Raw genomic sequence first — 26,205 nt, forward strand, 5'->3', positions numbered from 1 at the left:
CGCGCCTGGAAAGGGCGGCTGGTTTCCTGTCCCCCCGAAGTACGGATGCGGTCGGTCGCGCATTCACCCGTACTGCACCGAGGACCTCGACGCCCCCCGGCATCTCATGGGTCCCGGTGGTCTGCATGGCGCACAGACTACGCACCGTCAAAACCCGCCCAGCCCCGAGGTTCCCCGCAAATCAGGCAAGTTGCCCGCACCGAAACGGTGATGTGATCCCGTTCACCATTCCTCCTCTTGTCCCATCCGGAAGGCCGTTCTATCGTCATGATGTATCGAGTCGATACATCAGCGCGACATAGCCGAGAGGAGGCGACGATGAGCCGGCGTGCCGGGATCCTCGAGTTCGCCGTCCTGGGCCTTCTCCGCGAGTCCCCGATGCACGGCTATGAGCTGCGCAAACGACTCAATACGTCACTGGGCGTGTTCCGCGCGTTCAGCTACGGCACCCTCTATCCCTGCCTGAAGACGCTGGTCACCAACGGCTGGTTGATCGAGGAGCCGGGGAACACCCACGAGGACGCCCTCGCCGCCCCGCTCGCCGGGCGCCGCGCCAAGATCGTCTACCGGCTGACGGCGGACGGTAAGGAACACTTCGAGGAACTGCTCTCGCAGACGGGCCCCGACGCGTACGAGGACGAACACTTCGCCGCTCGCTTCGCCTTCTTCGGGCAGACGTCGCGCGATGTGCGCATGCGCGTGCTCGAGGGCCGCCGCAGCCGGCTGGAGGAGCGTCTGGAGAAGATGCGCGCCTCCCTGGTGCGCACCCGGGAGCGCCTCGACGACTACACGCTCGAGCTCCAGCGCCACGGAATGGAGTCCGTGGAGCGCGAAGTGCGCTGGCTGAACGAGCTCATCGAGAGCGAGCGGGCCGGACGGGACCTCAAGGGCCCCGCCTCCGGAAAGTCCGCTCAGCAGAACACCACCACTGGATCGACGGGCGGCCTGCCCCGTCCCGGGGACACCCCCGGGACGGATCTGCCCGACGAAACCGCCACGTGAGCGCCCACACAGGGCCTCACTCGTACACACAGGGAGCAACCGGAATGGGTTCGGTTCGCGTAGCCATCGTCGGCGTGGGCAACTGCGCCGCCTCGCTGGTTCAGGGCGTCGAGTACTACAAGGACGCCGACCCGGCGTCCAAGGTCCCGGGTCTGATGCACGTGCAGTTCGGCGACTACCACGTCGGTGACGTCGAGTTCGTCGCCGCTTTCGACGTCGACGCGAAGAAGGTCGGCCTCGACCTGTCGGACGCCATCGGTGCCAGCGAGAACAACACCATCAAGATCTGCGACGTCCCGAACAAGGGCGTCACGGTCCAGCGCGGCCACACCCTCGACGGTCTCGGCAAGTACTACCGCGAGACCATCGAGGAGTCCACCGAGGCCCCCGTCGACGTGGTCCAGGTCCTCAAGGACAAGCAGGTCGACGTCCTCGTCTGCTACCTGCCCGTCGGGTCCGAGGCCGCGGCGAAGTTCTACGCCCAGGCCGCCATCGACGCCAAGGTCGCCTTCGTCAACGCCCTCCCGGTCTTCATCGCCGGCACCAAGGAGTGGGCGGACAAGTTCACCGAGGCGGGCGTCCCGATCGTCGGTGACGACATCAAGTCCCAGGTCGGCGCCACCATCACGCACCGTGTGATGGCGAAGCTGTTCGAGGACCGCGGTGTCCGGCTCGAGCGCACCATGCAGCTCAACGTCGGCGGCAACATGGACTTCAAGAACATGCTGGAGCGCGACCGCCTCGAGTCCAAGAAGATCTCGAAGACGCAGGCCGTCACCTCGCAGATCCCCGACCGCGACCTGGGCGAGAAGAACGTCCACATCGGTCCGTCGGACTACGTGGCCTGGCTGGACGACCGCAAGTGGGCGTACGTCCGCCTCGAGGGCCGTGCCTTCGGCGACGTCCCGCTGAACCTGGAGTACAAGCTCGAGGTCTGGGACTCCCCGAACTCCGCCGGCGTCATCATCGACGCCCTGCGCGCCGCGAAGATCGCCAAGGACCGCGGCATCGGTGGCCCGATCCTGTCGGCGTCCTCGTACTTCATGAAGTCCCCGCCGGTCCAGTACTTCGACGACGAGGCCTACGACAACGTCGAGAAGTTCATCAAGGGCGAGGTCGAGCGCTAACTCGACCCACGCGGAAAATTCGCTCCTGCCAGGGCTGAGAAGGTCCCCGGGTCGCCGACCCGGGGACCTTCCCCGTATGTGAGGCTGTGCCCCATGGCCGTCGTCCGTGATCTGCGCGTTCTGCTGCGCCTGGGGAACTTCCGACGGCTGCTCGGGGTACGGCTGCTCTCCCAGTGCGCGGACGGCGTCTACCAGGTCGCGCTCGCCACCTACGTGGTGTTCTCCCCTGAGAAGCAGACCTCGGCCGGCGCGATCGCCTCCGCCATGGCGGTCCTGCTCCTCCCTTACTCCTTGATCGGCCCCTTCGCCGGCGTCCTGCTGGACCGCTGGCGCCGCCGGCAGGTCCTCCTCCACGGCAATCTGCTGCGCGCCCTGCTGGCCTCGGCGACGGCCCTGTTGATGATCACGCACGTCCCGGACTGGCTCTTCTACGTCTCCGCCCTGTGCGTCACGGCCGTCAACCGCTTCGTCCTGTCCGGGCTCTCCGCGGCCCTGCCGCGCGTCGTCGACGGCGAACGCCTGGTGATCGCCAACTCCCTCTCGCCCACCGCCGGCACCCTGGCCGCGGTCGCCGGAGGCGGGCTCGCCTTCGTCGTCAGGCTGGTCGTCGCCGATTCCGACGCCGCGGTGGTGCTGCTGGGGTGCGTGCTGTACCTGTGCGCCGCGCTCGTCTCCCTGACCATGGCCGCGGATCTGCTCGGCCCCGACCGCAACGCGGTCCGGCCCGGGCTGGCGAACGCCCTCCGAGGGACCGCCCACGGCCTGGCCGCGGGCCTGCGCCACCTCGCCGAGCCGAAGCGCAGGGAAGCCGCCTGGGCGCTCGGCTCGATCTCCCTGATGCGGTTCTGCTACGGCGCTCTGACCGTCATGGTGTTGATGCTGTGCAGATACGCCTGGTCGACGGATCCGGAGGACGGACTGGCCCTGCTGGGCGTCGCCGTGGGCGTCTCCGGTGTGGGCTTCTTCGTCGCGGCCGTGATCACGCCGACCGCCGCGGGACGGCTGGGACCGGGCCGCTGGATCCTCGTCTGCTCCGCAGCCGCCGCGGTCCTGGTGCTCGCTCTCATGCTTCCGTTCGAGCAGACCACCACGTTCGCCGCCGCGTTCGTCCTGGGGCTGGTCACCCAGGGCGCGAAGATCGCCACCGACACCGTCGTCCAGTCGTCCGTCCAGGACGGCTTCCGAGGCCGGATCTTCTCGCTCTACGACGTCGCGTTCAACGTCGCCTTCGTCGGAGCCGCAGCGGTCGCCGCCCTGATGCTGCCGCCCGACGGGCGTTCGGGTGCGCTGGTGGTCACGGTCGCCGTTATCTACGGAGCGGTTGCTGCCACTATGAACCGCTTTGAGCGACGGTAAGTGTCACATCAATGACACAGACTCCACCTCGGCTACAGGCTTGTCAGTGGGGGCCGGTAACTTACGTGCGTCTTACTTCGCGAGTGAATTCGCGCCACACGTCCAGCGTTTTACAGGGGGAACCCAAAGTGTCGACTCCGCCGCCGCCCCAGGGCCAGAATCCGTACGCGCAGCAGGGACAGAATCCCTACGGCCAGCCCCAGGGCCAGGCGCCGTACCCGCCTCAGGGCGGCTACCCCCAGCAGCCCGGCCAGCCTGGCCAGCCCGGTTACCCGGCCGCCCCGTACGGCGCGGTCCCGCCGGAGCAGCCGCGTCGCAAGGTCAGCTTCAAGCTGATCAAGAACATCGTGATCATCGTCGCCGTCATCGGTGTGGCCATCGCCGCGTTCATATCCAGCCAGGACGACGCCAACACGGCGGCCGTCGGCGACTGCATGCACCGCGGCAGCAGCAACGACAACGACCCCGACCTCGAGGTCGTCAAGTGCGACTCCTCGGATGCGCAGTACATCGTGCTGGCGAAGGTCAAGGGCACCTACACGCAGCTCACGGCCGACAGCAAGTGCGAGGCCGAGGCCAAGGACTTCCAGTACTCGTACACCGAGAGCGGTGACGGCAGTAACTTCCTGCTCTGCCTGAAGGACTACACGAAGAAGTAAGGCAGTCGCGGAAAAGGGCGGTGTTTCACGTGAAACACCGCCCCTTCGCATGTCCGTCCGCCGCATCACGGCTCATGTTTCACGTGAAACATGAGCCGTTCCACGAGCTCACTGCTGCTCGGCCCACCACTCCTTGAGCGCCGTCACCGCAGCGTCGTACTCCATCGGCCCGTTCTCCAGCCGCAGTTCGAGCAGGTGCTTGTACGCTTTGCCGACGGCCGGTCCGGGACCGACACCCAGGATCTCCATGATCTGGTTGCCGTCGAGGTCCGGGCGGATGGCGTCCAGCTCCTCCCGCTCCTGAAGCTGGGCGATCCGCTCCTCGAGCCCGTCGTAGGCCCGGGAGAGCGCGGCTGCCCTGCGCTTGTTGCGGGTCGTGCAGTCCGAACGCGTCAGCGCGTGGAGGCGGCCGAGGAGCGGGCCTGCGTCCCTCACATAGCGCCGGACCGCGGAGTCCGTCCAGTCGCCCGTGCCGTACCCGTGGAAGCGCAGGTGGAGTTCGACCAGCCGGGAGACGTCCTTCACCGACTCGTTGGAGTACTTCAGGGCCGTCATCCGCTTCTTCGTCATCTTCGCTCCGACCACCTCGTGGTGGTGGAACGAGACACGGCCGTCGTTCTCGAAGCGACGGGTACGCGGCTTGCCGATGTCGTGCAGCAGCGCGGCGAGCCGCAGAGTGAGGTCCGGCCCGTTCTCCTCCAGCGCCATCGCCTGCTCGAGCACGATCAGCGTGTGCTCGTAGACGTCCTTGTGCCGGTGGTGCTCATCGCTCTCCAGCCGCAGGGCGGGCAGCTCGGGCAGCACACGGTCGGCGATGCCGGTGTCGACCAGCAGCGACAGTCCCTTGCGCGGGTGGGCGGAGAGGATCAGCTTGTTCAGCTCGTCCCGTACCCGCTCGGCCGAGACGATCTCGATGCGGTCGGCCATCTCCTTCATCGCCGTGACGACCTCGGGATCGACCTCGAAGTCGAGCTGGGCGGCGAAGCGGGCGGCACGCATCATGCGCAGCGGGTCGTCCGAGAAGGACTCCTCCGGGGTTCCCGGGGTGCGCAGCACACGGGCCGCGAGGTCCTCGAGACCGCCGTGCGGGTCGATGAACGCCTTCTGCGGCAGCGCCACGGCCATGGCGTTCACCGTGAAGTCACGCCGTACGAGGTCCTGCTCGATGGAGTCGCCGTACGACACCTCGGGCTTGCGCGAGGTCCGGTCGTACGCCTCCGACCGGTAGGTGGTGACCTCGATCTGGAAGCTTCGGTCGACGCCTTCGACCCGGGCGTCCTTCTGGACCCCGACGGTGCCGAAGGCGATCCCGACCTCCCACACGGCGTCCGCCCAGGGCCGCACGATCTTCAGGACGTCCTCGGGCCGGGCATCGGTCGTGAAGTCCAGGTCGTTGCCGAGCCGGCCGAGCAACGCGTCCCGGACCGAACCGCCGACCAGGGCGAGAGAGAACCCGGCCTCCTGGAAACGGCGGGCGAGGTCGTCGGCGACAGGGGCGACCCGCAGCAGTTCGGTGACCGCGCGGTCCTGCACCTGGCTCAGGACGCTGAGATTGTCTTCGTTGGCGTTCGGCACAACAGAAGAGGGTACGTGGCCCGGCCGACCCGGGTCGCCCCGATTCGGGGCGCGACCCCCTCTGCACCGATAGCACCTCAGAGCTCCTATTCGGCACCTGTGCGGCACTCATTCCCATAGAGCGCCATACCCGGCAATCCGCTCCTCCTTCACGATCTTGTGGAGCAGACCGCGGCACTTACCCTCGGCGCACATCGTTACCATGCGTGGACGCACATTCCGACGACCACTGACGACGACGAGGGACGGGCGAACGCGTGGCCGAGGCGGCAGACACTCCGGGGATGACTCCCTCACCTGCCCGCTCACCTGCCCGCCGGTGGCTGCGGCGGGCCGGCGCACTGCTCGCCGGAGCGCCTCTGCTGGCCGGTCTCCTCCAGCTGTCCGCCCCCACCGCGCAGGCAGCCGGCCCGGCCTCGGCCAAGGAGGCGTCCGACACGGGCACGGTGGCCGTGGCCGTCGACTCGCTCAGCCCCGGCGCCCCCACCGACGGGGACACCCTGACCGTCTCCGGCACGGTCACGAACAACGGCAAGCAGGCGGTCACGGGAGCCCACGTGAACCTGCGGGTGGGGTCCGCGCTCACCACCCGCTCGGCGATCGACGGGGTGGCCAAGCACCCGGACGCCCTGACCGGCGACGACGGCTCGGAGGTGGGCGGCAAGTACGCCGCCACCTTCGCCAAGCTCACCCCCGGCGTGGCGGAGCACTTCAGCATCTCCGTCCCGGTGGGCAAGCTCGACCTGGGCGACGAAGGCGTCTACCCGCTCGGTGTCGCCGTCTCCGGCGAGACGGCGGCGCAGCAGTGGGACCAGGTGCTGGGCGTCCAGCGGACCTTCCTGCCGTGGCAGCCCGAGGAAGCGGACACCCCGACCAGGACGACGGTGCTGTGGCCGCTGGTCTCCACGGTCCACATGACGGCGGAGACCGGCTCCGACGCGCAGCAGACGCCCGTCTTCCTCAACGACGACCTGGCCAAGGAGCTCGCTCCGGGCGGCCGCCTCGAACAGATGCTGAGCCTGGGCAGGGAACTCGACGTCACCTGGGTGATCGACCCGGACCTGCTGGCGTCCGTCGACGCCATGACCGGCAGCTACCGGATCCGCGGCGACGGCGACACCACCACGGCCGGCACCCACCAGGCGATCGCCAAGCAGTGGCTCGACGATCTCCAGGACGCAGTGCTGGGCAAGGAGGTCGTCGCGCTGCCCTTCGCCGATCCCGACCTGGCCTCGCTCGCCCACAACGGCACCGGGGTCGCCGGTTCGCTGAGCCAGCTCAAGGAGGCCACCGACGTGGCCGCCACGACGGTGGAGACCGTGCTCCACGTCACACCGAGCACCGACTTCGCGTGGCCGGTGGACGGCGCCGTCGACCCGTCGATCGTGAAGGTCGCCACCTCGGCCGGGGCCGACAAGGTGATCGCGCGCGGCGACAGCCTGACCGAGACCGGTGACCTCACCTACACCCCCTCGGCGGCCCGGCCCATCGGCGGCGGCACCACGGCCGTGGTCGCGGACGCGAGGCTCTCGACGGCCTTCGAGGGCGACCTGACCAAGGCGTCCGCGTCCACGCTCGCCGTGCAGGAGTTCCTCGCGCAGAGCCTGGCCCTGAACCAGCAGACCGGGAAGCAGCGCAGCGTCGTCGTCGCCCCGCAGCGGATGCCGACCGCCGTCCAGGCCCGGGCGATGGCCCAGGCCGTCACCCTGCTCCAGGGCGGTACCTGGTCGCAGCCCCAGCAGCTCGCGGCGGCGGCCAAGGCCAAGCCCGACCCGGGCGCCACCACGAAAGTGCCGTCGAAGTCGGCGTACCCCTCGTCGCTGCGCAAGCAGGAACTGCCCAGGTCCGCGTTCGAGCAGATCGCGTACACGCAGGACCGGCTCGACAACTTCAAGGTGATCCTCGCCAACGAGGCCCGCGTGGTGACGCCGTTCGGTCGGGCCATGAACCGCGAGACGTCCACGTCGTGGCGGGGCCACAACACCGCGGCGAACACGTTCCGCCAGAGCGTGCAGGCCTACCTCGACACCCTGACCGGCCAGGTCAAGCTGATCGACAAGTCGGAGACCAAGCTCTCCGGCCGCAGCGCCACCATCCCGGTGACCGTGCAGAACAACCTGGTGCAGGGCGTCGACCACCTGATCCTGCGGCTCACCTCGACCAACCCGACCCGTCTGGAGATCTCCGACGACGCCTGGGCCGAACAGCGCGTCACGGTCTCCGGCGGGCACACCTCGACGGTGAAGTTCACCACGTCCGCCAACGTCAACGGACAGACCAGGGTGATCGCCCAGCTGTACACCGAGGACGGCCAGAAGTACGGCAACGAGGTCGCCTTCGACGTGCGGGTCACCGAGATCACCGCGACGGTGATGCTGGTCATCGGCGGCGGTGTCCTCCTGCTGGTCCTGGCCGGCTTCCGCATGTACACCCAGCGCAAGCGGGCCGCGGCCCGCGGAGCCGAGGAGACCGAGGAAGCCGAAGGATCCGAAGAGGACGGCGAGGACGGCGCCGACGGGGCGCCCGAGGCGGCTGAGCCCGCCGACGGCCCGGAACGGGCCGCGGACCCCGAGAGCCGTCCCGAGGGGGATTCCGGCGCCCCGCCCGGGGCGGCCGGCCCGCAGCAGCCGAGTGACGGGACCCCGGACACCGCAGTGGAAAGCGCCGACCCGTCCGGGACGGGTGAGAGAGTTGACCGTTGAGGATGTCGGGGCCGGTGGGCCCGGGACGATGAGGTGGGGTAACCATGAACGCGCCGTACGACGGTGACCGCGGCCAGGCCGCGGGCCGCTCGGGCAACCCCGAGGGCCCGCCGCCCGAGCATGGCCAGGTGCCGCCGCAGCATCCGGCGGACATGTACCTCCAGGACGCCTACGACCAGGACCCCTACCGGTCCCAGGACCTCACCGCGCAGGATCCGGTCGCCGAGGCGCTCTACGACCGTGCCGCGCACCCCCCGCCGCCCCCGGAGATCCAGCAGCCGCAGCAGCCGCTGTACGGCCGGCCGCCGCAGTCCCCGTACGCCCCCGACCCGCGCAGGTGGGCCCAGACCCCGGCTCCCGAGCCGGAGGGCCCCACGCAGTACCTGCCGTACGGCGACGACCCGCGTACGACCCAGTTCGTGGGCGTGGACGACCTGGTGACGCACTCCGGCGAGGAGCAGCACCAGCCCGACGCCTTCGCGCACCTCTTCCGGGACCAGCAGCAGGGCGGTGCCCGCTCCGCGGAACCGTCCGTGCCCGGTCCGGCGTCCGCCCCAGCGGGTCAGGGACCCGTACCGCCGTACCAGGCCCCGGTGCCGCCGTCCCCGGCGACGGACGAGACCTTGAACCTCATGGCCACCCCGGCCGCGGCGGCCCCTGCGGCCGCTCCCGCCACCCCGGGCGCCAAGAAGGGCGGTCGCGCGGCGGGCCTGCTGAAGTCCAGCGCCGTCATGGCGGCGGGCACGATGGTCTCCCGCCTGACCGGCTTCGTCCGCTCCGCGCTGATCGTCTCGGCGCTGGGCGTCGGCCTGCTCGGCGACACCTTCCAGGTGGCCTACCAGCTGCCCACCATGATCTACATCCTGACCGTCGGCGGCGGCCTCAACTCCGTCTTCGTGCCCCAGCTCGTGCGGGCCATGAAGGAGGACGAGGACGGCGGTGAGGCGTTCGCCAACCGTCTGCTCACCCTGGTCATGGTGGCGCTCGGCCTGCTCACGGTCGCCGCGATCGCCGCGGCGCCCGTCCTGATCCGGCTGCTGTCCGACTCGGTCGCCAGCGACCCGGCGGCCAACGAGGTCGGCATCACCTTCGTCCGCTACTTCCTGCCGTCCATCTTCTTCATGGGCGTCCATGTGGTGATGGGGCAGATCCTCAACGCGCGCGGGAAGTTCGGCGCGATGATGTGGACGCCGGTCCTCAACAACATCGTCATCATCGTGACGCTGGGCATGTTCATCTGGGTCTACGGCACCGCCGCCGACTCCGGCATGAAGGTCACGACCATCCCGCCGGAGGGCGAGCGGCTCCTCGGCATCGGAGTCCTGCTCGGCCTCGTCGTGCAGGCCCTGGCCATGATCCCGTACCTGCGGGAGACCGGCTTCAAGCTGCGCCTGCGCTTCGACTGGAAGGGCCACGGCCTCGGCAAGGCGGCGACCCTCGCCAAGTGGACCGTCCTGTTCGTCCTGGCCAACCAGGCCGGCGCGCTCGTCGTCACCCAGCTGTCCACCTCGGCCGGCAAGGACTCGCCGGTCGACGGCACCGGCTTCGCCGCCTACGCCAACGCCCAGCTGATCTGGGGCCTGCCGCAGGCCATCATCACCGTCTCCCTGATGGCCGCGCTGCTGCCCCGCATCTCCCGCTCCGCGGCCGAGGGCGACGCCGGCGCCGTCCGTGACGACATCTCCCAGGGCCTGCGCACCACGGCCGTCGCGATCGTCCCGATCGCCTTCGGCTTCCTCGCGCTCGGCATCCCGATGTGCACGCTGATCTTCGGCTCCTCGGGCACCAGCGAAGCCACGAACATGGGCTTCATGCTGATGGCCTTCGGCCTCGGCCTGATCCCCTACTCCGTGCAGTACGTCGTCCTGCGCGCCTTCTACGCCTACGAGGACACGCGGACCCCCTTCTACAACACGGTGATCGTGGCCGCGGTCAACGCGGGCGCCTCGGCGGTCTGTTACTTCGTGCTGCCCGCCCGCTGGGCCGTGGTCGGCATGGCGGCCTCCTACGGCCTCGCCTACGCGATCGGCGTCGGCGTCGCCTGGAACAGACTGCGCAAGCGGCTCGGCGGAGACCTCGACGGCTCCCATGTGCTGCGCACCTACGCCCGGCTCTGCATCGCCTCCGTACCGGCCGCCCTCATCAGCGGCGCGGCCTGCTACGGCATCGGCCACAGCCTGGGCCAGGGCGTCGTCGGTTCCTTCGCGGCACTGCTGGCCGGCGGGGTCCTGCTGTTCGGTACCTTCTTCGTCGCCGCCCGGCGCATGCGCATCGAGGAGCTCAACTCTCTCGTGGGCATGGTCCGCGGACGCCTGGGTCGCTGATACAAGGGGTAGGCGCACAACCATCGTCCACCGCCGCGTGTCGTGCATAGCGGCGGACTGTGGGCACAATTGGGTTCGGCGTCGGACGGCGCGCACGAGGTCGGGCGGCGCGCATCGAATGGGGAGGCAGGAACGACGGTGGCGGAACGGAGCACAGCTGCCGTCGACGTGGCAGGCCACAGCGGTGACGAGCCGCTGACCGCACAAGCGGACCAGTCCACGGCCGACGGGGTGGTCAAGAACCTGGAGCAGGACACGGACAGCGACGAGGCACAGGGGAGTGGCGGGGCGGAGCGTCCCGGGAAGACCTCGCCGCCGGAACTGCACAGCGGACACAAGCTCGCCAGACGCTACCGTCTCGAAGAGTGCGTCACCCGTCTGGACGGTTTCAGCAGTTGGCGTGCGGTCGACGAGAAACTCCGGCGTGCCGTCGGCGTCCACATCCTGCCCGCGGACCACACCCGGGCCCGCTCCGTACTGGCGGCGGCCCGTTCCTCGGCCCTGCTCGGAGACCCGCGGTTCGTCCAAGTGCTGGACGCCGTCGAGGAGAACGACCTCGTCTACGTCGTCCATGAATGGCTGCCCGACGCCACCGAGCTGACCGCCCTGCTCGCGGCCGGTCCGCTGGAGCCGCACGACGCCTACCAGATGGTGAGTCAGATCGCCTCCGCGATGGCCGCCGCGCACCGCGAGGGCCTGGCACATCTGCGTCTGAACCCCAACGCCGTACTGCGCACGTCCTCGGGCCAGTGGCGCATCCGGGGTCTCGCGGTGAACGCCGCCCTGCGGGGGGTCACCAGCGACACGCCCCAGCGCACCGACACCGAGGCGATCGGCGCCCTGCTGTACGCGGCACTCACCCAGCGCTGGCCGTACGAGAACGACGCCTACGGCCTGTCCGGGCTGCCCAAGGACGTCGGGCTGATCGCACCCGACCAGGTGCGCGCCGGTGTCCACCGGGGCCTGTCCGAGCTGGCCATGCGCGCCCTCGTCAACGACGGCGCGACCGCCTCCCGGCACGAGGCCGCCTGCACGACGCCGGAGGAGCTGGTCAAGGCGATCGGCGAGATGCCCCGCATCCGCCCGCCGGAGCCGACGTTCGCCGCCCCGCCCGAGTACCAGCGCACCACGTACCAGCAGGGCACCTACGGCCGTCCCACGCCGCATCCCGGCGTCACCCAGGTGGTACCCACCCCACCGCCGCCGCTCCAGAGCCGCACGGGCAAGGCACTGAAGTGGGCGGTCTCCGCCCTCCTCATCGCCGCCCTGGGCCTCGGCAGCTGGCAGCTCGCGGACGCCCTGATGGACCAGAGCAAGTCCGACGAGACCGACCAGACGCAGACCACGGACGACGGCGACAAGAGCAGCCCCTCGCCGGCACCGCTCAAGGATCTGAAGATCCAGGACGCCGCCGAGTACTACCCCGACGGCAAGCCCCAGCACGCCAACGACGTGAAGCTCACCTACGACGGTGACAGCTCCACGTACTGGCGGTCCTACTCGTTCGACGGCGGACCCGTGCTCGCCCCCTTCAAGGACGGCGTGGGCATCGTCTACGACCTCGGCTCCGAGCACAGTCTGTCGACCGCCTCGATAGGGCTGCACTACGGCGGCAACTACACGGCGGCCACCCTGTACGCGGCCGACTCGCTCTCGTCGTCGGCGTCCCTGAACTCCATGAAGAAGATCGCCCAGGCGCAGACCTCCGGCAAGGAACTGAAGATCTCCGCCAAGACACCGGTGAAGACGCGGTACGTTCTCGTCTGGCTCACGGCGGCGCCGTACTCCGGAGGGGACCAGTACAGCGGCGCCGGCTACAAGCAGGCCATCACCGACGTGAAGTTCACCGGCTGACGTCCGGCCGAGGGAGAGGGGGTCCGATGGCTGAAGGCGCCGGATACGACGCCACGAGTGACCAGGACCTCCTCGCCCGGCATGTGAAGGGCGACCCCGACGCCTTCGGTGAACTCGTCCGGCGTCACCGCGACCGGCTATGGGCGGTGGCCCTGCGCACGCTGGGCGACCGCGAGGAGGCCGCTGACGCCGTCCAGGACGCTCTGGTCTCCGCCTACCGGGCCGCCCACACCTTCCGCGGCCAGTCCGCCGTCACGACCTGGCTCCACCGCATCACGGTCAACGCCTGCCTGGACCGCGCGCGCAAGGCGGCGTCCCGCAAGACCTCACCGGTCGACGACACCGAGCGCTTGGAGCAACTCCTCGAACCGCACGAGTCGGCGGCCGCCCCCGCCGAACGCAACGATCTGCACCGCCAGCTCATCGAGGCGCTCGGCACTCTCCCCCCGGACCAGCAGGCCGCCCTCGTCCTCGTCGACATGCAGGGCTATCCGGTCGCCGAGGCCGCCCGTGTGCTCGACGTGCCGTCCGGCACCGTGAAGAGCCGCTGCGCCCGGGGCAGAGCCAGACTCCTGCCGCTCCTGACCCATCTGCGGCCCCCGGGCACCGGCGGCGACAGAGAAAACGGCACAGGACGGAACCGGGCGCAGGAGACATCCGTCCCACCGACAGCGGAACCTCGGGACGAGAAGCCGGGCAACGCCGGGACAGGCGATTCAGCTGCTGTGAAGGGCGGAGGTGGGCGAGTGTGACCTCGACGACGGACACGACCGGGCATCCGGACGTCACGGAGATCTCCGACCTCACCGAAGGCCTGCTCACCCCTTCCCGGAGCGCCGACGTACGCCGCCACGTGGACACGTGCGAGCTCTGCGCGGACGTCCACGCGTCCCTCGAGGAGATCCGCGGTCTCCTGGGCGATCTCCCCGGGCCCGCACGTATGCCGGACGACGTCGCCCAGCGCATCGATGCCGCGCTCGCCGCCGAAGCGCTGCTCGACGCCACGATGGAGAAAGAGACCGAAGTCCCGCGGACGACCGACGCACCTGCGACGCCGGACGCTCCCCATGTTTCACGTGAAACAACGCCCGCGGCGGTGACGACGACAGCGGCGGTGACGACGCCAGCGGCGGACCGGCCCTCCGGACGCGCCCGCACGACCACCACCGGCCCGGGCCGCAAGGAACGCCCACGCCGCGGGCGCCGCAAGGCAGCTGTCCTCGGAGCGGTCCTCACAGCCGCGGCGCTGGGCCTCGGATCCGTGCTGGTGTCGTCCCTCACGGGCGGGGGATCGCCGGGCACTTCGGCCCACGGGACCAACGGGCCGGACACGTTCTCCGCTGGCCGGCTGCAAGGACAGGTCACCAGCCTCCTCACCAAGACCGGCGGCTCCCCTGCACCGCGCAACCAGAGCATGCAGGGGGAACCCGACACCGCTTCATCCGGTGCCGCCTCCCCCAGGACCCTGCTCCAGCCGCCCGCGGTCCCTCCCTGCGTACAGAAGGGGATCGGACGCAGCGACTCGGCCCTCGCCACCCAGGCGGGCACCTATCAGGGAACGGACGCTCTGCTCGTCGTGCTGCCCGACCCGTCCGACAGCTCCCGGGTCGACGCCTATCTGATGGACAGCACGTGTGTCGAGCGCCCTTCCTCGGGCCCGGCCACCGTCCTGCTGCACCACTCGTACCCGCGTCGCTGACTGCACGCCGCTCGCGGGGACTTCTGTCCTCGTCGTGCTCCGGCGCTCCCACCACGGCACCCTCGCGTGTTCCGTGTGCCCGGACACAGTGGGAATGCACGCCCCTTAGGATCCGTTGGGTGGGGTGAGAGTCCAAGTGGCTCCCACCGCTCTCCCGATGCAGTCCCCAGAGACGAGGAATCAAGCCGTGAGCGACGTCCGTAACGTGATCATCATCGGCTCCGGGCCCGCCGGCTACACCGCGGCGCTGTACACCGCACGCGCCTCGCTGAAGCCGCTCGTGTTCGAAGGCGCCGTCACCGCGGGCGGTGCACTGATGAACACCACCGAGGTCGAGAACTTCCCCGGCTTCCAGGACGGCATCATGGGCCCCGAGCTCATGGACAACATGCGCGCCCAGGCCGAGCGTTTCGGTGCCGAGCTCATCCCCGACGACATCGTCTCCGTCGACCTCACCGGTGAGATCAAGACCGTCACGGACACCGCGGGCACCATCCACCGGGCCAAGGCCGTCATCGTCACCACGGGCTCCCAGCACCGCAAGCTCGGTCTGCCGAACGAGGACGCGCTCTCCGGCCGCGGCGTCTCCTGGTGTGCCACCTGCGACGGCTTCTTCTTCAAGGACCAGGACATCGCCGTGATCGGCGGCGGCGACACCGCGATGGAGGAGGCGACCTTCCTCTCGCGCTTCGCCAAGTCCGTGACCATCGTCCACCGCCGGGACACCCTGCGCGCCTCCAAGGCGATGCAGGAGCGCGCCTTCGCCGACCCGAAGATCAAGTTCGTCTGGGACAGTGAGGTCGCCGAGATCCAGGGTGACCCGAAGCTGGCCGGCCTGAAGCTGCGCAACCTCAAGACGGGTGAGCTCTCGGACCTCCCCGTGACCGGTCTGTTCATCGCGATCGGCCACGACCCGCGTACCGAACTCTTCAAGGGTCAGCTCGACCTCGACGAGGAGGGCTACCTCAAGGTGTCCGCGCCCTCCACCCGTACGAACGTGACCGGCGTCTTCGCCGCCGGCGACGTGGTCGACCACACCTACCGCCAGGCGATCACCGCCGCCGGTACCGGCTGCTCCTCCGCCCTGGACGCCGAGCGCTACCTCGCCGCCCTCTCGGACGAAGAGCCCGCCGAGCCCGAGAAGACCTCCGTCTGACCCTCACCCGCACATCGCACAGAATGAAGGAGCCCCCTGTGGCCGGCACCCTGAAGAACGTGACCGACGCCGACTTCGAAGAGGTCGTCCTCAAGAGTGACAAGCCCGTCCTGGTGGACTTCTGGGCCGCCTGGTGCGGACCGTGCCGCCAGATCGCCCCGTCGCTCGAGGCCATCGCCGCCGAGCACGGTGACAAGATCGAGATCGTCAAGCTCAACATCGACGAGAACCCGAACACGGCCGCCAAGTACGGCGTCATGTCGATCCCGACCCTGAACGTCTACCAGGGTGGCGAGGTCGCCAAGACCATCGTCGGCGCCAAGCCGAAGGCCGCGCTCGTCCGTGACCTGGAGACCTTCATCTCCGAGTGACGCACTGAGCCGTCCACCGACGGCTGATGTTTCACGTGAAACACGTAGGGGCCGGCCCATGAGGGCCGGCCCCTACGTTGTGTCTCACCTACAGGGGCCGCAGCGCCGGCTCCTTCTGTACCGCCCCCAGCAACCGGTCCAGCGCCATCTCCACGTCTTCCTTCCAGGAGAGGGTGGTCCGCAGCTCCAGCCTCATCCGAGGATGAGAGGGGTGAGGGCGCACGGTCTTGAAGCCCACCGCCAGCAGATGGTCGGCCGGGAGCACACAGGCCGGTTCCCTCCAGCGGGCGTCACCGAATGCCTCGATGGCCTTGAAGCCCCGACGCAGCAGATCCTTCGCGACCGTCTGGACCATCACACGGCCCAGACCCTGCCCCTGGTATCCCGGCATGATGAAGGCGGTGATCAGCTGCACGGCGTCCGGGGACACCGGGCTCGTGGGGAACGCCGTCGAACGGGGAACGTAGGCGGGCGGCGCGTAGAGCACGAAGCCCACCGGGATGTCATCGACATAGACGACCCGTCCGCACGACCCCCAGTCCAGCAGGACTGCGGAGATCCAGGACTCCTTCTCGAGGTCGGACGTACCCGTCCTTACCGCGGCCGCACCGCTGACGGGGTCCAGTTCCCAGAAGACACACGCCCTACAGCGCTTGGGAAGGTCTTGAAGGTTGTCCAGCGTGAGCGGTACGAGCCGACGCCCCATGAAGGCTGTTCCTCGCTTTCCTCGCTCGCGGCGTCGCGAGCGGCTGTCAGAGCGCTCCATTCCCTGAGCAGGCTGGCGACGAAGCCGCCGACCGCGCCCAGGCCCAGCCCGGCGCTCACCAGTCCCGTCCGGCTCATCGTTCGCATGCGCCTCGCCTCCCGCTCCGAGGTACTGCCAGGTGGATGCGCCACAACCTCTCCGCATCGTATCCACGATGCGATTCCATCGATACTGCCTGAAAGCAAAGAGCGGGCCGTTTTCCGGTACACACCGGACACGGCCCGCTCACTGTCCTACGACCGGCCCTGCCTGGGCCGGTCAAGGGCTCAGCCTTCGGATTCCTCGGCGTCGCCCTCCACGAGACCCTTCTGAAGGACGGGTCCCTCGCCGGGCGCCAGCGAGTCGAGGATGCGCTCCAGGTCCTCCATGGAGGCGAACTCGACGGTGATCTTGCCCTTCTTCTGTCCCAGGTCGACCTTCACCCGGGTCTCGAAGCGGTCCGAGAGACGGGTGGCCAGGTCGGTCAGCGCCGGGGAGACCCGACCGCCGGCCCTGGGCCCCTTCGCTCGCTGAGCCGTCTGCGGACGCGATCCCATGAGGGTCACGATCTCTTCGACGGCCCGCACCGAGAGGCCCTCGGCCACGATGCGGTGAGCCAGCCGGTCCTGCTCCTCCGAGTCGTCGACGGAGAGCAGCGCCCGGGCGTGACCGGCGGAAAGCACTCCGGCCGCCACGCGCCGCTGGACCGCCGGCGAGAGCTTGAGCAGACGCAGCGTGTTGGAGACCTGCGGGCGGGAACGTCCGATTCGGTCCGCCAGCTGGTCGTGGGTGCAGTTGAAGTCCTTGAGCAGCTGGTCGTAGGCGGCTGCCTCTTCCAGCGGGTTCAGCTGAGCCCGGTGGAGGTTCTCCAGAAGGGCGTCCAGGAGTAGCTTCTCGTCGTCGGTGGCCCGCACGATCGCCGGGATCGCCTCCAGGCCGGCCTCACGACAGGCCCGCCAACGACGCTCACCCATGATGAGCTCGAAGCGCGCGGGACCGAGCTGGCGCACCACGACCGGCTGGAGGAGCCCGACCTCCTTGATGGAGGTGATCAGCTCGTGCAGCGCGTCCTCGTCGAAGACCTCACGCGGCTGGCGCGGGTTCGGCGCGATGTGGTCGAGCGGGATCTCGGCAAAATACGCGCCGACCGGCGGCGCGGGTGTCTCCACAGAACCGTTCGACAGCAGTTCCTCTGTTTCACGTGAAACAGGCGGCAGCGTGGCCACCTTCGCCGCGGCCACCCCACGGTCGGTCGTCAGGACCGGTACGGCTGCGGGTGACGTGGTCGCCCCGCCTCCCAGTGCGGCCTGTGCCGGTGTCTTCTCCGTCGGTGCAGCAGGGATCAACGCACCCAGACCGCGGCCCAGCCCCCTCCGTCGCTCACTCACTGAATGCCCTCCACCAGATTCGGGTTGTTCTGAGCGCCGACGTGGGCGTGGGTCGCGTCGTAGCTGACACCGACACCCCTCAGCGCGAGCTCTCGTGCTGCCTCAAGGTAGGAGAGAGCGCCGCTCGATCCCGGATCGTAGGTCAGCACCGTCTGTCCGTAGCTCGGCGCTTCGGAGATACGGACGGAGCGGGGAATGCTCGTCCGCAGCACCTCCTCGCCGAAGTGCGTGCGCACCTCTTCCGCGACCTGCGACGCCAGACGCGTCCGGCCGTCGTACATGGTGAGCAGGATCGTCGACACATGCAGGGTCGGGTTGAGATGACCCCGCACGAGGTCGACGTTGCGCAGCAGCTGCCCCAGACCTTCCAGCGCGTAGTACTCGCACTGGATCGGGATGAGCACCTCGGCGCCGGCCACCAGCGCGTTGACCGTCAGCAGGCCGAGAGAAGGGGGGCAGTCGATAAGGATGTAGTCGAGCGGCTGCTCGTACGCCTGGATCGCTCGCTGGAGGCGGCTCTCGCGCGCTACCAGGGACACCAACTCGATCTCCGCTCCGGCGAGATCGATCGTGGCGGGAGCGCAGAAGAGGCCTTCCACATCAGGAACGGGCTGGACGACTTCCGAGAGAGGACGGCTGTCGACCAGCACGTCATAGATCGATGGCACCTCGGCGTGGTGGTCGATCCCCAGGGCGGTGGACGCGTTGCCCTGCGGGTCGAGGTCGACCACCAGGACTCGGCCACCGTGCAGGGCCAGTGAGGCGGCAAGATTGACGGTCGTCGTCGTCTTGCCCACGCCGCCCTTCTGGTTGGCGACCACGATCACACGGGTCTGCTCGGGACGTGGCAGACCCTCGCCGGCGCGGCCCAGAGCCTCCACCGCGAGTTGGGCAGCACGACCGATCGGAGTGTCGTCCATCGGGGGCGGTGTTTCACGTGAAACATCCTCCCCGAACGACTCGGTACGGGGACCGGGGACCGGATCGGTCATCGGTCCCGCGATGTTGGCGTCGGACCGCAAGGATTCACTCTCCTCGACTTCAGGCTCGCAATGAACAGAGCCTCCCATGCCTTCGGGGTCATGAACCAGTGAGGCCTGTTGTTCTGTGGAGAAATCCACCTCTGTGGACAACTCCCGTCCCGCATCGAGTGAACCGAGAGGCTTGCGGTCGCGGGGTTCGGCAGCGGCGCGGCCGCGGCTGATGATGCCGTGGAGCAGAGAGCGACGTTTCACGTGAAACACGATGCACAGCGCCGACAGCCGGATCCCCGACGACACTCCGTGGTGCGTGGGTTTGGCAGCTTGTGTGGAGTACGCCTCAGCGGCGTCGGCGGGTGCGACTGGTACGCGCCGCCTTCGCCCGCTTGGCGGCGAACCTCACACCACCGGGGCTCTCCCCGACCTCGACCCGCACCACCGTGGAGAGCGGATCCACCACTCCCTCACCCACATGCAGGATCGAGGTGCCCACGGCTCCGAGCTTGCTCAGCGCGGTGGACGCGCTCTTCAGCTCCTCCTCGGCGGTGTCCCCCTTGAGGGCGAGCATCTCGCCGTAGGGCCGCAGGAGCGGAATGCCCCACGTGGCCAGGCGGTCCAGCGGCGCGACGGCCCGTGCGGTCACCACGTGCACGGGCGGCACCTTGCCCATGACCTCCTCGGCACGTCCTCGCGCGACCGTCACATGGTCCAGACCGAGGAGTTCGACGACTTCGGTGAGGAAGTTCGTGCGCCGTAGAAGCGGCTCCAGCAGGGTGATCTTCAGGTCCTCGCGTACGAGTGCCAGGGGAATGCCGGGCAGGCCGGCGCCCGAGCCGACGTCGCACACTGTCACGCCCTCGGGCACGACCTCCGAGAGCACCGCGCAGTTCAGCAGATGCCTCTCCCACAGGCGGGGCACCTCCCGAGGGCCGATGAGCCCGCGCTGCACGCCTGCCTCGGCCAGCAGCTCGGCATAGCGGACCGCGTCGTCGAAGCGATCGCCGAATACCTCGCGTGCCACCTCGGGCGCAGGGGGGAGTTCCGCTGCCTCCGTCACGGGGACCGTCCTTCCGTACCGCATCAGCGCTTCGCGCGCCGACCACCGAAACTACCGGGCTGACAAAGACCGGCCCCGTCTGCGCGACAGACGGGGCCGGGGTTACGCATGTACCGAATCAGTTGGGCAGGACGACGACGAAGCGCTGCGGCTCCTCGCCCTCGGACTCGCTGCGCAGACCGGCGGCCTTGACCGCGTCGTGGACGACCTTGCGCTCGAAGGGCGTCATCGGGTTCAGCTTGACCGGCTCACCGTTGTTCTTCGCGTCGGCCGCGGCCTTGGCGCCCAGCTCGGAGAGCTCGGCACGCTTCTGGGCGCGGTAGCCCGCGATGTCCAGCATCAGCCGGCTGCGGTCGCCGGTCTCCCGGTGCACGGCCAGGCGCGTGAGTTCCTGGAGCGCCTCCAGCACCTCGCCGTCCCGGCCGACCAGCTTCAGCAGCTCACGGGTGCCCGCGTCGCTGATGATCGACACAGAGGCGCGGTCGGCCTCGACGTCCATGTCGATGTCGCCGTCGAGATCAGCGATGTCCAGCAGACCCTCGAGGTAGTCCGCCGCGATCTCGCCCTCCTGCTCCAGGCGGGTCAGGGTGTCTGCACCCTCGGCGGCAGCGGAGGTGGTGCCTTCCGTCACGGGATGGGCTCCTTCTTACTTCTTGGACGGGGACTTGGGGCGCTGCGGGCCGCCCTTGCGCTGCCCGGACTGGGCCTTGCTGCGTCCGGCGCTGCCGGGCTTGGACGGGGCCTGCTTGGCCGTACCGGCGGATCCGGAGGGCTTGCTGTCCTCGGGCTCGTCGGACTTGCTCAGCGAGACTGCCTCGTCGGCGCCCTTCGCGGGGGCCGCGGACTGGCGCTGCGACTTCGACTGCCGCTTGGGCTGCTGCCGCCTGGCGGTCGCGGTCGTCGTGGTGCCGTCCTCGGCCTGGGCCGCGGCCTGGGCCTCGCTCTTGATGACGGTGCCGTCGGCCTGGGCGGCGAAGCCCACCTTGGTCAGACCGTTGATGAACTTGCGCTCGGCGTCGTTGCGGTCACGGCCCTTGGCGACGATGGCCTTGACGATCGCCCGCTCGCCGCGGCTGCGGGTCTTGCCGTGGTGCGTGACGTGCTTGTACAGGCGCTCCAGGTAGGCGGCCTGAGCCTTGGAACCCGGCGTCGGGTTGTTGCGGATCACGTACATCTGCTGGCCCATGGTCCACACGTTGGTGGTCAGCCAGTAGACGAGGACACCGACGGGGAAGTTGATGCCGAAGACCGCGAACATGACGGGGAAGACGTACATCAGCATCTTCTGCTGCTGCATGAACGGCGTCTTCACCGAGGTGTCGACGTTCTTCGTCATGAGCTGGCGCTGCGTGAAGAACTGCGAGGCCGACATCAGCACGATCATGATCGCGGTGACGATGCGGACGTTCAGCAGCGAGGCGTCGAGCGATGCCAGGTCGGAGGCGCTGTCCGTGAACTTCGCGGCCAGCGGAGCACCGAAGATGTGCGCCTTCTGGGCACTCTCCAGCAGGCTCTGGTTGATCACGCCGATGGTCTCGCCGTTGGCGATGCCGTTGAGCACGTGGTAGAGCGCGAAGAAGAACGGGGACTGCGCCAGGATGGGAAGGCACGAGGAGAGCGGGTTGGTGCCCGTCTCCTTGTACAGCTTCATCATCTCTTCGGACTGGCGCTGTTTGTCGTTCTTGTAGCGCTCCTGGATCTTCTTCATCTCGGGCTGAAGCGTCTGCATCGCCCGAGTGGCCTTGATCTGCTTCACGAAGAGCGGGATCAGGCAGATTCGGATCAGAATCACCAGGGACACGATGGACAGGCCCCAGGCCCACCCGGTGTCCGGGCCGAAGATGGCCCCGTACACCGTGTGGAACTGGACGATGACCCAGGAGACAGGTGTCGTGATGAAGCTGAAGAGGCTGGCAATCGTGTCCACTAATCATGCTCCTTGGGCATGGGACGGTGTCTCTGCGGCCGGGCTCGAAGGAGACGGAAGATCCTCTTCGGTGGCCGTTTCGGCGGCGGAGTTCCCGCCCCTGCGTGCACGCCAGGCGTCACGCAGCATTTCGTGCCACCGCGGGCGCTTGCGCGGCGGAACATGGTCCACGCCGCCGAGCGACCACGGATTGCACCGCAGGATGCGCCAGGCGGTGAGTGCCGTTCCCTTGATCGCACCGTGTCGGTCGATGGCCGTGTAGCCGTAGTGGGAGCACGACGGGTAGTACTTGCACACCGGCCCGAGCAGCGGACTGATCGTCCACTGGTAGAGCTTGATCAGAGCCAGTAGCGGGTACTTCATCGCGCGCCCCCTCCCAGTAGCCGTTGAAGGGCGGCATCCAGGTCTTGGGCCAGCTGTGCGTGATCGGCGTCGCCCGCCCCGGGCAGCGCCCGTACGACTACCAGGCTACCGGGGGGAAACAGGGTGACCCGGTCCCGCATCAGATGACGCAGTCTGCGTTTCACCTTGTTGCGGACGACGGCGCCGCCCACGGCCTTGCTCACGACGAAACCCGCACGCGTCGGGGGAGCGCTCTCCCCAGGCGCGTGCGGGTCCGTGGCACCGCTTCGAAGATGGACCACGAGGGTCGGGCGGCCGGCCCGACGACCTCGTCGTACCGCGGTCGCGAAGTCCTCGCGCCGCCTCAGCCGATGCTCGGTAGGCAGCACGACGTCATGACCTGATCAGGCTCAGGCGGACAGGTTGGCGCGACCCTTGCTGCGGCGGTTCGCGAGAATCGCGCGACCGGCACGGGTACGCATCCGCAGACGGAAGCCGTGGGTCTTGGCACGACGACGGTTGTTCGGCTGGAAGGTGCGCTTGCTCACTCGGGGGCTCCAGAAATCAATCGGTGGTGGCGGGGTGCCGTCCTGGCTGTCACCGTGCGCCCACGAGGTAGCTCGCGGTTAAACGCCCGAGTGCACCGCTTCCCGATCACCTGACGTGATCTGTGCCCATCGGAGGCAGGCGGCAGCAGCCATCGACAACTCGACCTGGTTACGGTACGCGCGGCTCCGCCATTCGGTCAAACCAGCGGTCACCGGGAGACACTATCCACAGGCTGGGGACAACAACTTGAACCGTAGCCGTCGGCCTGACTACCGTGGCTGAACTCCGATTCGTTCCTTTGTCCCTGCCCCCACCCGATATGAATCCCGATCGTCCCGCAACCACACGTTCGTGGGACCCACGAGAGAGCGTGCCCTGTGGCTGACGTGCCTGCCGATCTTGCCGCAGTGTGGCCACGCGTACTGGAGCAGCTCCTCGGGGAGGGCCGCGGCCAGGGTGTCGAGGTGAAGGACGAGCACTGGATCCGCCGGTGCCAGCCGCTGGCGCTGGTCGCCGACACCGCCCTGCTCGCCGTGCCGAACGAGTTCGCCAAGGGCGTCCTCGAGGGCCGGCTCGCCCCGGTCGTCAGCGAGACCCTGAGCCGCGAGTGCGGCCGCCCGATCCGGATCGCGATCACGGTCGACGACTCCGCGGGTGAGCCCCCGGCCCCGCCTGCGCCCCCCACCCCGCAGCAGTCGCGCTACGAGGAGCCCGAGCTCCCCGCCGGCCCCTACGACGGCCAGGAGAGCCGGTACGACTCCGGGTACGACACGTCGTCGTACGAGAACCAGAACAAGGACCAGTACGACAACCGATACGAGGGCTACGGCCGGCACCGCGCCGAACATCAGCCCTCGACGTCCGGGGACCAGCATCCCGGCGGCCGCCAGGACCAGCGACCGGACCAGCGACCGGACCAGCGCCAGGAGCAGCGGCCCGACCAGCGCCAGGACCAGCTGCCCACCACACGGCCCGCGTACCCTTCGGAGTACCAGCGGCCGGAGCCCGGTGCCTGGCCGCGGCCCCAGCAGGACGAGTACAGCTGGCAGCAGCAGCGGCTCGGCTTCCCGGAGCGCGACCCCTACGCGTCGCCCTCGTCACAGGACACGTACGGCGGGCCCGCGTCCCAGGCACCGTACGGCGCCCCCTCGCAGCAGGACTCCTACGGGCCGCCGTCGCAGGACTACCGTCCCCAGCAGATGGACCGCCCGCCGTACGACCCCGCGCCGTACGAGCAGAAGCGTCCGGAGTACGAGGCCTCGCGCTCCGACTACGACCAGCGCGACCCGGGCCGGCGTGAGCTGCCCGACCCGTCGGCGGGCGGTCCCGGCCACCCGCACCGCGGTGGCCCGGGCGGCCCCGGCCAGCCCGGCGCCGGGGGTCCCGGCCCGTCGGCCAAGCAGTCCTCGCCGACCCCGGGTCCGGGTGAGCCGACCGCGCGCCTGAACCCGAAGTACCTCTTCGACACCTTCGTCATCGGCGCCTCCAACCGGTTCGCGCACGCGGCCGCCGTCGCCGTCGCCGAGGCGCCCGCGAAGGCCTACAACCCCCTCTTCATCTACGGGGAGTCGGGCCTCGGCAAGACGCACCTGCTGCACGCCATCGGGCACTACGCGCGCAGTCTCTACCCGGGCACGCGCGTGCGGTACGTGAGCTCCGAGGAGTTCACCAACGAGTTCATCAACTCGATCCGTGACGGCAAGGGCGACAGCTTCCGCAAGCGGTACCGGGAGATGGACATCCTGCTCGTCGACGACATCCAGTTCCTCGCGGACAAGGAGTCGACGCAGGAGGAGTTCTTCCACACCTTCAACACGCTCCACAACGCGAACAAGCAGATCGTGCTGTCCAGCGACCGGCCGCCGAAGCAGCTGGTCACGCTGGAGGACCGGCTGCGGAACCGTTTCGAGTGGGGTCTGATCACCGACGTCCAGCCGCCCGAGCTGGAGACGCGCATCGCGATCCTCCGCAAGAAGGCGGTGCAGGAGCAGCTCAACGCCCCGCCGGAGGTACTGGAGTTCATCGCGTCCCGGATCTCGCGCAACATCCGCGAGCTGGAGGGCGCGCTGATCAGGGTGACGGCGTTCGCGTCGCTCAACCGGCAGCCGGTGGACCTCGGCCTGACCGAGATCGTGCTGAAGGACCTGATCCCCGGTGGCGAGGACTCCGCCCCCGAGATCACCTCGACGGCCATCATGGGCGCGACCGCCGACTACTTCGGGCTGACGATCGAGGACCTGTGCGGCACCTCGCGCGGGCGCGCGCTGGTGACGGCCCGGCAGATCGCCATGTACCTGTGCCGCGAGCTGACGGACCTGTCGCTGCCGAAGATCGGCGCGCTGTTCGGCGGGCGGGACCACACGACGGTCATGCACGCGGACCGCAAGATCCGCAATCTGATGGCCGAGCGGCGCTCCATCTACAACCAGGTCACCGAGCTGACCAACCGCATCAAGAACGGCTGACCCCCACGCGGACGGCCCAGCCGCCCAGCCGCCCAGGGCGTCCCCGGAGAGCCTCCGGGGACGCCTTTCGTCGTCCTGAGGTGCCCCCGAGCCTGGACAGGTCCCCGAGCTTCAACCCGAGGACCTGAGCCCCCGGACCCGCCCATGCCCATGCCCACCGTCGACGGCCGGCATCGCCCGCACCGGGCCCGTCGGCAGCCCATCGCCCACCCCAGCCACGCCCGGCCGTGCCCCCGAAACGGCCCTCACGCGACCCCGAAGGGCCCCCGGACGACCCGGATCGAGCCCCGATCCGCCCCGGATCCGCCCGGATCGGGGTCCGGTCGCGGGCCGCAGGCGTCGGTCGCCGGTCATCCGGTGTTCGATTACCGGCCGGGTTACGGCCACTCTCCACAGATTCGGTGACTTTCTCCCGTCCACACCCTGGGGACTGCGAAGTTGTCCAGACTGTGTCCACAGGCGCTCGAGGTGCGGGACGATCAGGGCAGGTCACCTGCCTGTGGATTCGTGGACGAAGGATTTCCACAGGCTGTGGACAGAGAAATGTTCCACAGCCTGTGCACGAGGTTGTCCACCGACAACCCACAGGCTGGGGCCGGTTGTCCCCAGCGATCTCCGACTTCTCCACATGGCTGTCCACTGTTCGGCAACCTGACGCGCCTCCTCACCGGCCCGAGTGAAAGGCGTCACACGAAGGTGCCGGGTTGGCCTGTGGGAAAGGTGGGTAAACCTGGGGACGCCGCTGGGGAGAACTCGCCTCAGCCTGTGTACGGCGTGTGCAGAACTTTCTGTTCTCCACAGAAGGCCCTAGTTATCCACCGCCTCCGCCCACAGGACCAGTGGACAAAATCTCGCCTCTGAGCTGGGAAAACGGAGTTATCCACCGTTTCCACAGGCCCTACTACTACTCCCAACTAGAGAGAGCGA

At 68.9% G+C, this 26,205-nt stretch carries 22 protein-coding genes; 12 read left to right on the forward strand and 10 right to left on the reverse strand.

Translation table 11 applies throughout. The features are described 5' to 3' along the window. Positions 1-318 precede the first annotated feature (318 nt). The 4 genes from Saso_RS18585 (at position 319) to Saso_RS18600 (ending at position 4,144) form a co-directional block, all read left to right on the forward strand. The gene (locus tag Saso_RS18585) at positions 319-1,002 is read left to right on the forward strand and encodes a PadR family transcriptional regulator (RefSeq protein WP_189923684.1); all 684 of its coding nucleotides are present in this window, start codon (positions 319-321) and stop codon (positions 1,000-1,002) included. A gap of 44 nt (positions 1,003-1,046) precedes the next feature. Next, on the forward strand, positions 1,047-2,129 hold the full coding sequence (locus Saso_RS18590) for an inositol-3-phosphate synthase (protein WP_189923682.1): 1,083 nt from the start codon (positions 1,047-1,049) through the stop codon (positions 2,127-2,129). A 93-nt stretch (positions 2,130-2,222) separates the two neighbouring features. Further along, complete coding sequence (locus tag Saso_RS18595; RefSeq protein ID WP_189923680.1) at positions 2,223-3,485, forward strand: MFS transporter; 1,263 nt, start codon at positions 2,223-2,225, stop codon at positions 3,483-3,485. Positions 3,486-3,613: 128 nt separating this feature from the next. Next, a complete protein-coding gene (locus Saso_RS18600; RefSeq protein WP_189923678.1) occupies positions 3,614-4,144 on the forward strand; it encodes an LppU/SCO3897 family protein in 531 nt (176 codons plus the stop codon). A gap of 108 nt (positions 4,145-4,252) precedes the next feature. On the opposite strand, the gene Saso_RS18605 is transcribed toward Saso_RS18600, so the two are convergent. Continuing rightward, positions 4,253-5,719 carry a CCA tRNA nucleotidyltransferase gene (locus tag Saso_RS18605; RefSeq protein ID WP_189923676.1) on the reverse strand — a complete coding sequence of 489 codons (1,467 nt, stop codon included), beginning with the start codon at positions 5,717-5,719 and terminating at the stop codon, positions 4,253-4,255. Between the two features lie 257 nt (positions 5,720-5,976). On the opposite strand from Saso_RS18605, the gene Saso_RS18610 reads away from it, so the two are divergent. The 7 genes from Saso_RS18610 to trxA all read left to right on the forward strand — a co-directional run bounded on the left by Saso_RS18610 (position 5,977) and on the right by trxA (position 15,825). Further along, the gene (locus tag Saso_RS18610) at positions 5,977-8,421 is read left to right on the forward strand and encodes a DUF6049 family protein (protein ID WP_189923674.1); all 2,445 of its coding nucleotides are present in this window, start codon (positions 5,977-5,979) and stop codon (positions 8,419-8,421) included. 44 nt (positions 8,422-8,465) lie between these two features. Continuing rightward, positions 8,466-10,745, forward strand: coding sequence for a murein biosynthesis integral membrane protein MurJ (murJ, locus tag Saso_RS18615; protein WP_189923672.1), 2,280 nt, complete (start codon positions 8,466-8,468; stop codon positions 10,743-10,745). 138 nt (positions 10,746-10,883) lie between these two features. Then, a complete protein-coding gene (locus Saso_RS18620; RefSeq protein WP_189923670.1) occupies positions 10,884-12,599 on the forward strand; it encodes a protein kinase family protein in 1,716 nt (571 codons plus the stop codon). 26 nt (positions 12,600-12,625) lie between these two features. Next, on the forward strand, positions 12,626-13,351 hold the full coding sequence (gene sigM / locus Saso_RS18625; RefSeq protein ID WP_189923668.1) for an RNA polymerase sigma factor SigM: 726 nt from the start codon (positions 12,626-12,628) through the stop codon (positions 13,349-13,351). After that, positions 13,348-14,298: an anti-sigma factor family protein gene (locus Saso_RS18630; RefSeq protein ID WP_189923666.1), complete on the forward strand. Its 951-nt coding sequence runs from the start codon at positions 13,348-13,350 to the stop codon at positions 14,296-14,298. The genes sigM and Saso_RS18630 overlap by 4 nt, the downstream gene beginning before the upstream one ends. A gap of 187 nt (positions 14,299-14,485) precedes the next feature. Then, entirely contained in the window at positions 14,486-15,454 is a 969-nt protein-coding gene (trxB, locus tag Saso_RS18635) for a thioredoxin-disulfide reductase (RefSeq protein ID WP_189923664.1), read from the forward strand. Between the two features lie 38 nt (positions 15,455-15,492). Beyond that, positions 15,493-15,825, forward strand: a complete 333-nt coding sequence (gene trxA, locus Saso_RS18640) for a thioredoxin (RefSeq protein ID WP_189923662.1) — start codon at positions 15,493-15,495, stop codon at positions 15,823-15,825. Positions 15,826-15,913: 88 nt separating this feature from the next. Here trxA and Saso_RS18645 read toward each other — a convergent pair whose 3' ends face one another. The 9 genes from Saso_RS18645 to rpmH all read right to left on the reverse strand — a co-directional run bounded on the left by Saso_RS18645 (position 15,914) and on the right by rpmH (position 22,812). Then, positions 15,914-16,531: a GNAT family N-acetyltransferase gene (locus Saso_RS18645; RefSeq protein ID WP_189923660.1), complete on the reverse strand. Its 618-nt coding sequence runs from the start codon at positions 16,529-16,531 to the stop codon at positions 15,914-15,916. Between the two features lie 326 nt (positions 16,532-16,857). After that, positions 16,858-17,958, reverse strand: a complete 1,101-nt coding sequence (locus Saso_RS18650; protein WP_189923658.1) for a ParB/RepB/Spo0J family partition protein — start codon at positions 17,956-17,958, stop codon at positions 16,858-16,860. Next, on the reverse strand, positions 17,955-19,028 hold the full coding sequence (locus tag Saso_RS18655; protein ID WP_189923975.1) for an AAA family ATPase: 1,074 nt from the start codon (positions 19,026-19,028) through the stop codon (positions 17,955-17,957). The genes Saso_RS18650 and Saso_RS18655 overlap by 4 nt, the downstream gene beginning before the upstream one ends. 250 nt (positions 19,029-19,278) lie before the next feature. Then, a complete protein-coding gene (rsmG, locus tag Saso_RS18660) occupies positions 19,279-19,995 on the reverse strand; it encodes a 16S rRNA (guanine(527)-N(7))-methyltransferase RsmG (protein ID WP_189923656.1) in 717 nt (238 codons plus the stop codon). Positions 19,996-20,113: 118 nt separating this feature from the next. Continuing rightward, positions 20,114-20,626, reverse strand: a complete 513-nt coding sequence (locus Saso_RS18665; RefSeq protein WP_189923655.1) for a Jag family protein — start codon at positions 20,624-20,626, stop codon at positions 20,114-20,116. Between the two features lie 15 nt (positions 20,627-20,641). Next, a complete protein-coding gene (gene yidC, locus Saso_RS18670; protein WP_189923654.1) occupies positions 20,642-21,922 on the reverse strand; it encodes a membrane protein insertase YidC in 1,281 nt (426 codons plus the stop codon). Between the two features lie 3 nt (positions 21,923-21,925). Beyond that, positions 21,926-22,285 (reverse strand): membrane protein insertion efficiency factor YidD, encoded by a 360-nt coding sequence (gene yidD / locus Saso_RS18675; protein ID WP_189923653.1) that lies wholly within the window; start codon positions 22,283-22,285, stop codon positions 21,926-21,928. Next, positions 22,282-22,653, reverse strand: coding sequence for a ribonuclease P protein component (gene rnpA / locus Saso_RS18680; protein ID WP_078615780.1), 372 nt, complete (start codon positions 22,651-22,653; stop codon positions 22,282-22,284). The genes yidD and rnpA overlap by 4 nt, the downstream gene beginning before the upstream one ends. 21 nt (positions 22,654-22,674) lie before the next feature. Continuing rightward, positions 22,675-22,812 (reverse strand): 50S ribosomal protein L34, encoded by a 138-nt coding sequence (gene rpmH, locus Saso_RS18685; protein ID WP_018846094.1) that lies wholly within the window; start codon positions 22,810-22,812, stop codon positions 22,675-22,677. A 378-nt stretch (positions 22,813-23,190) separates the two neighbouring features. On the opposite strand from rpmH, the gene dnaA reads away from it, so the two are divergent. Continuing rightward, positions 23,191-25,278, forward strand: coding sequence for a chromosomal replication initiator protein DnaA (gene dnaA, locus Saso_RS18690; RefSeq protein WP_189923652.1), 2,088 nt, complete (start codon positions 23,191-23,193; stop codon positions 25,276-25,278). The last annotated feature ends 927 nt before the right edge of the window (positions 25,279-26,205 follow it).

It is taken from the genome of Streptomyces asoensis, from assembly GCF_016860545.1.
GTDB lineage: Bacteria > Actinomycetota > Actinomycetes > Streptomycetales > Streptomycetaceae > Streptomyces > Streptomyces asoensis.

Bases quoted from the DNA above. Each gene is read 5' to 3' on its own strand.
- murJ (WP_189923672.1), top strand. From the start codon at position 8,466: ATGAACGCGCCGTACGACGGTGACCGCGGCCAGGCCGCGGGCCGCTCG.
- Saso_RS18655 (WP_189923975.1), bottom strand. From the start codon at position 19,028: ATGGGAGGCTCTGTTCATTGCGAGCCTGAAGTCGAGGAGAGTGAATCC.
- yidD (WP_189923653.1), bottom strand. From the start codon at position 22,285: ATGAAGTACCCGCTACTGGCTCTGATCAAGCTCTACCAGTGGACGATC.
- sigM (WP_189923668.1), top strand. From the start codon at position 12,626: ATGGCTGAAGGCGCCGGATACGACGCCACGAGTGACCAGGACCTCCTC.
- Saso_RS18590 (WP_189923682.1), top strand. From the start codon at position 1,047: ATGGGTTCGGTTCGCGTAGCCATCGTCGGCGTGGGCAACTGCGCCGCC.
- Saso_RS18585 (WP_189923684.1), top strand. From the start codon at position 319: ATGAGCCGGCGTGCCGGGATCCTCGAGTTCGCCGTCCTGGGCCTTCTC.
- Saso_RS18645 (WP_189923660.1), bottom strand. From the start codon at position 16,531: ATGGGGCGTCGGCTCGTACCGCTCACGCTGGACAACCTTCAAGACCTT.
- Saso_RS18595 (WP_189923680.1), top strand. From the start codon at position 2,223: ATGGCCGTCGTCCGTGATCTGCGCGTTCTGCTGCGCCTGGGGAACTTC.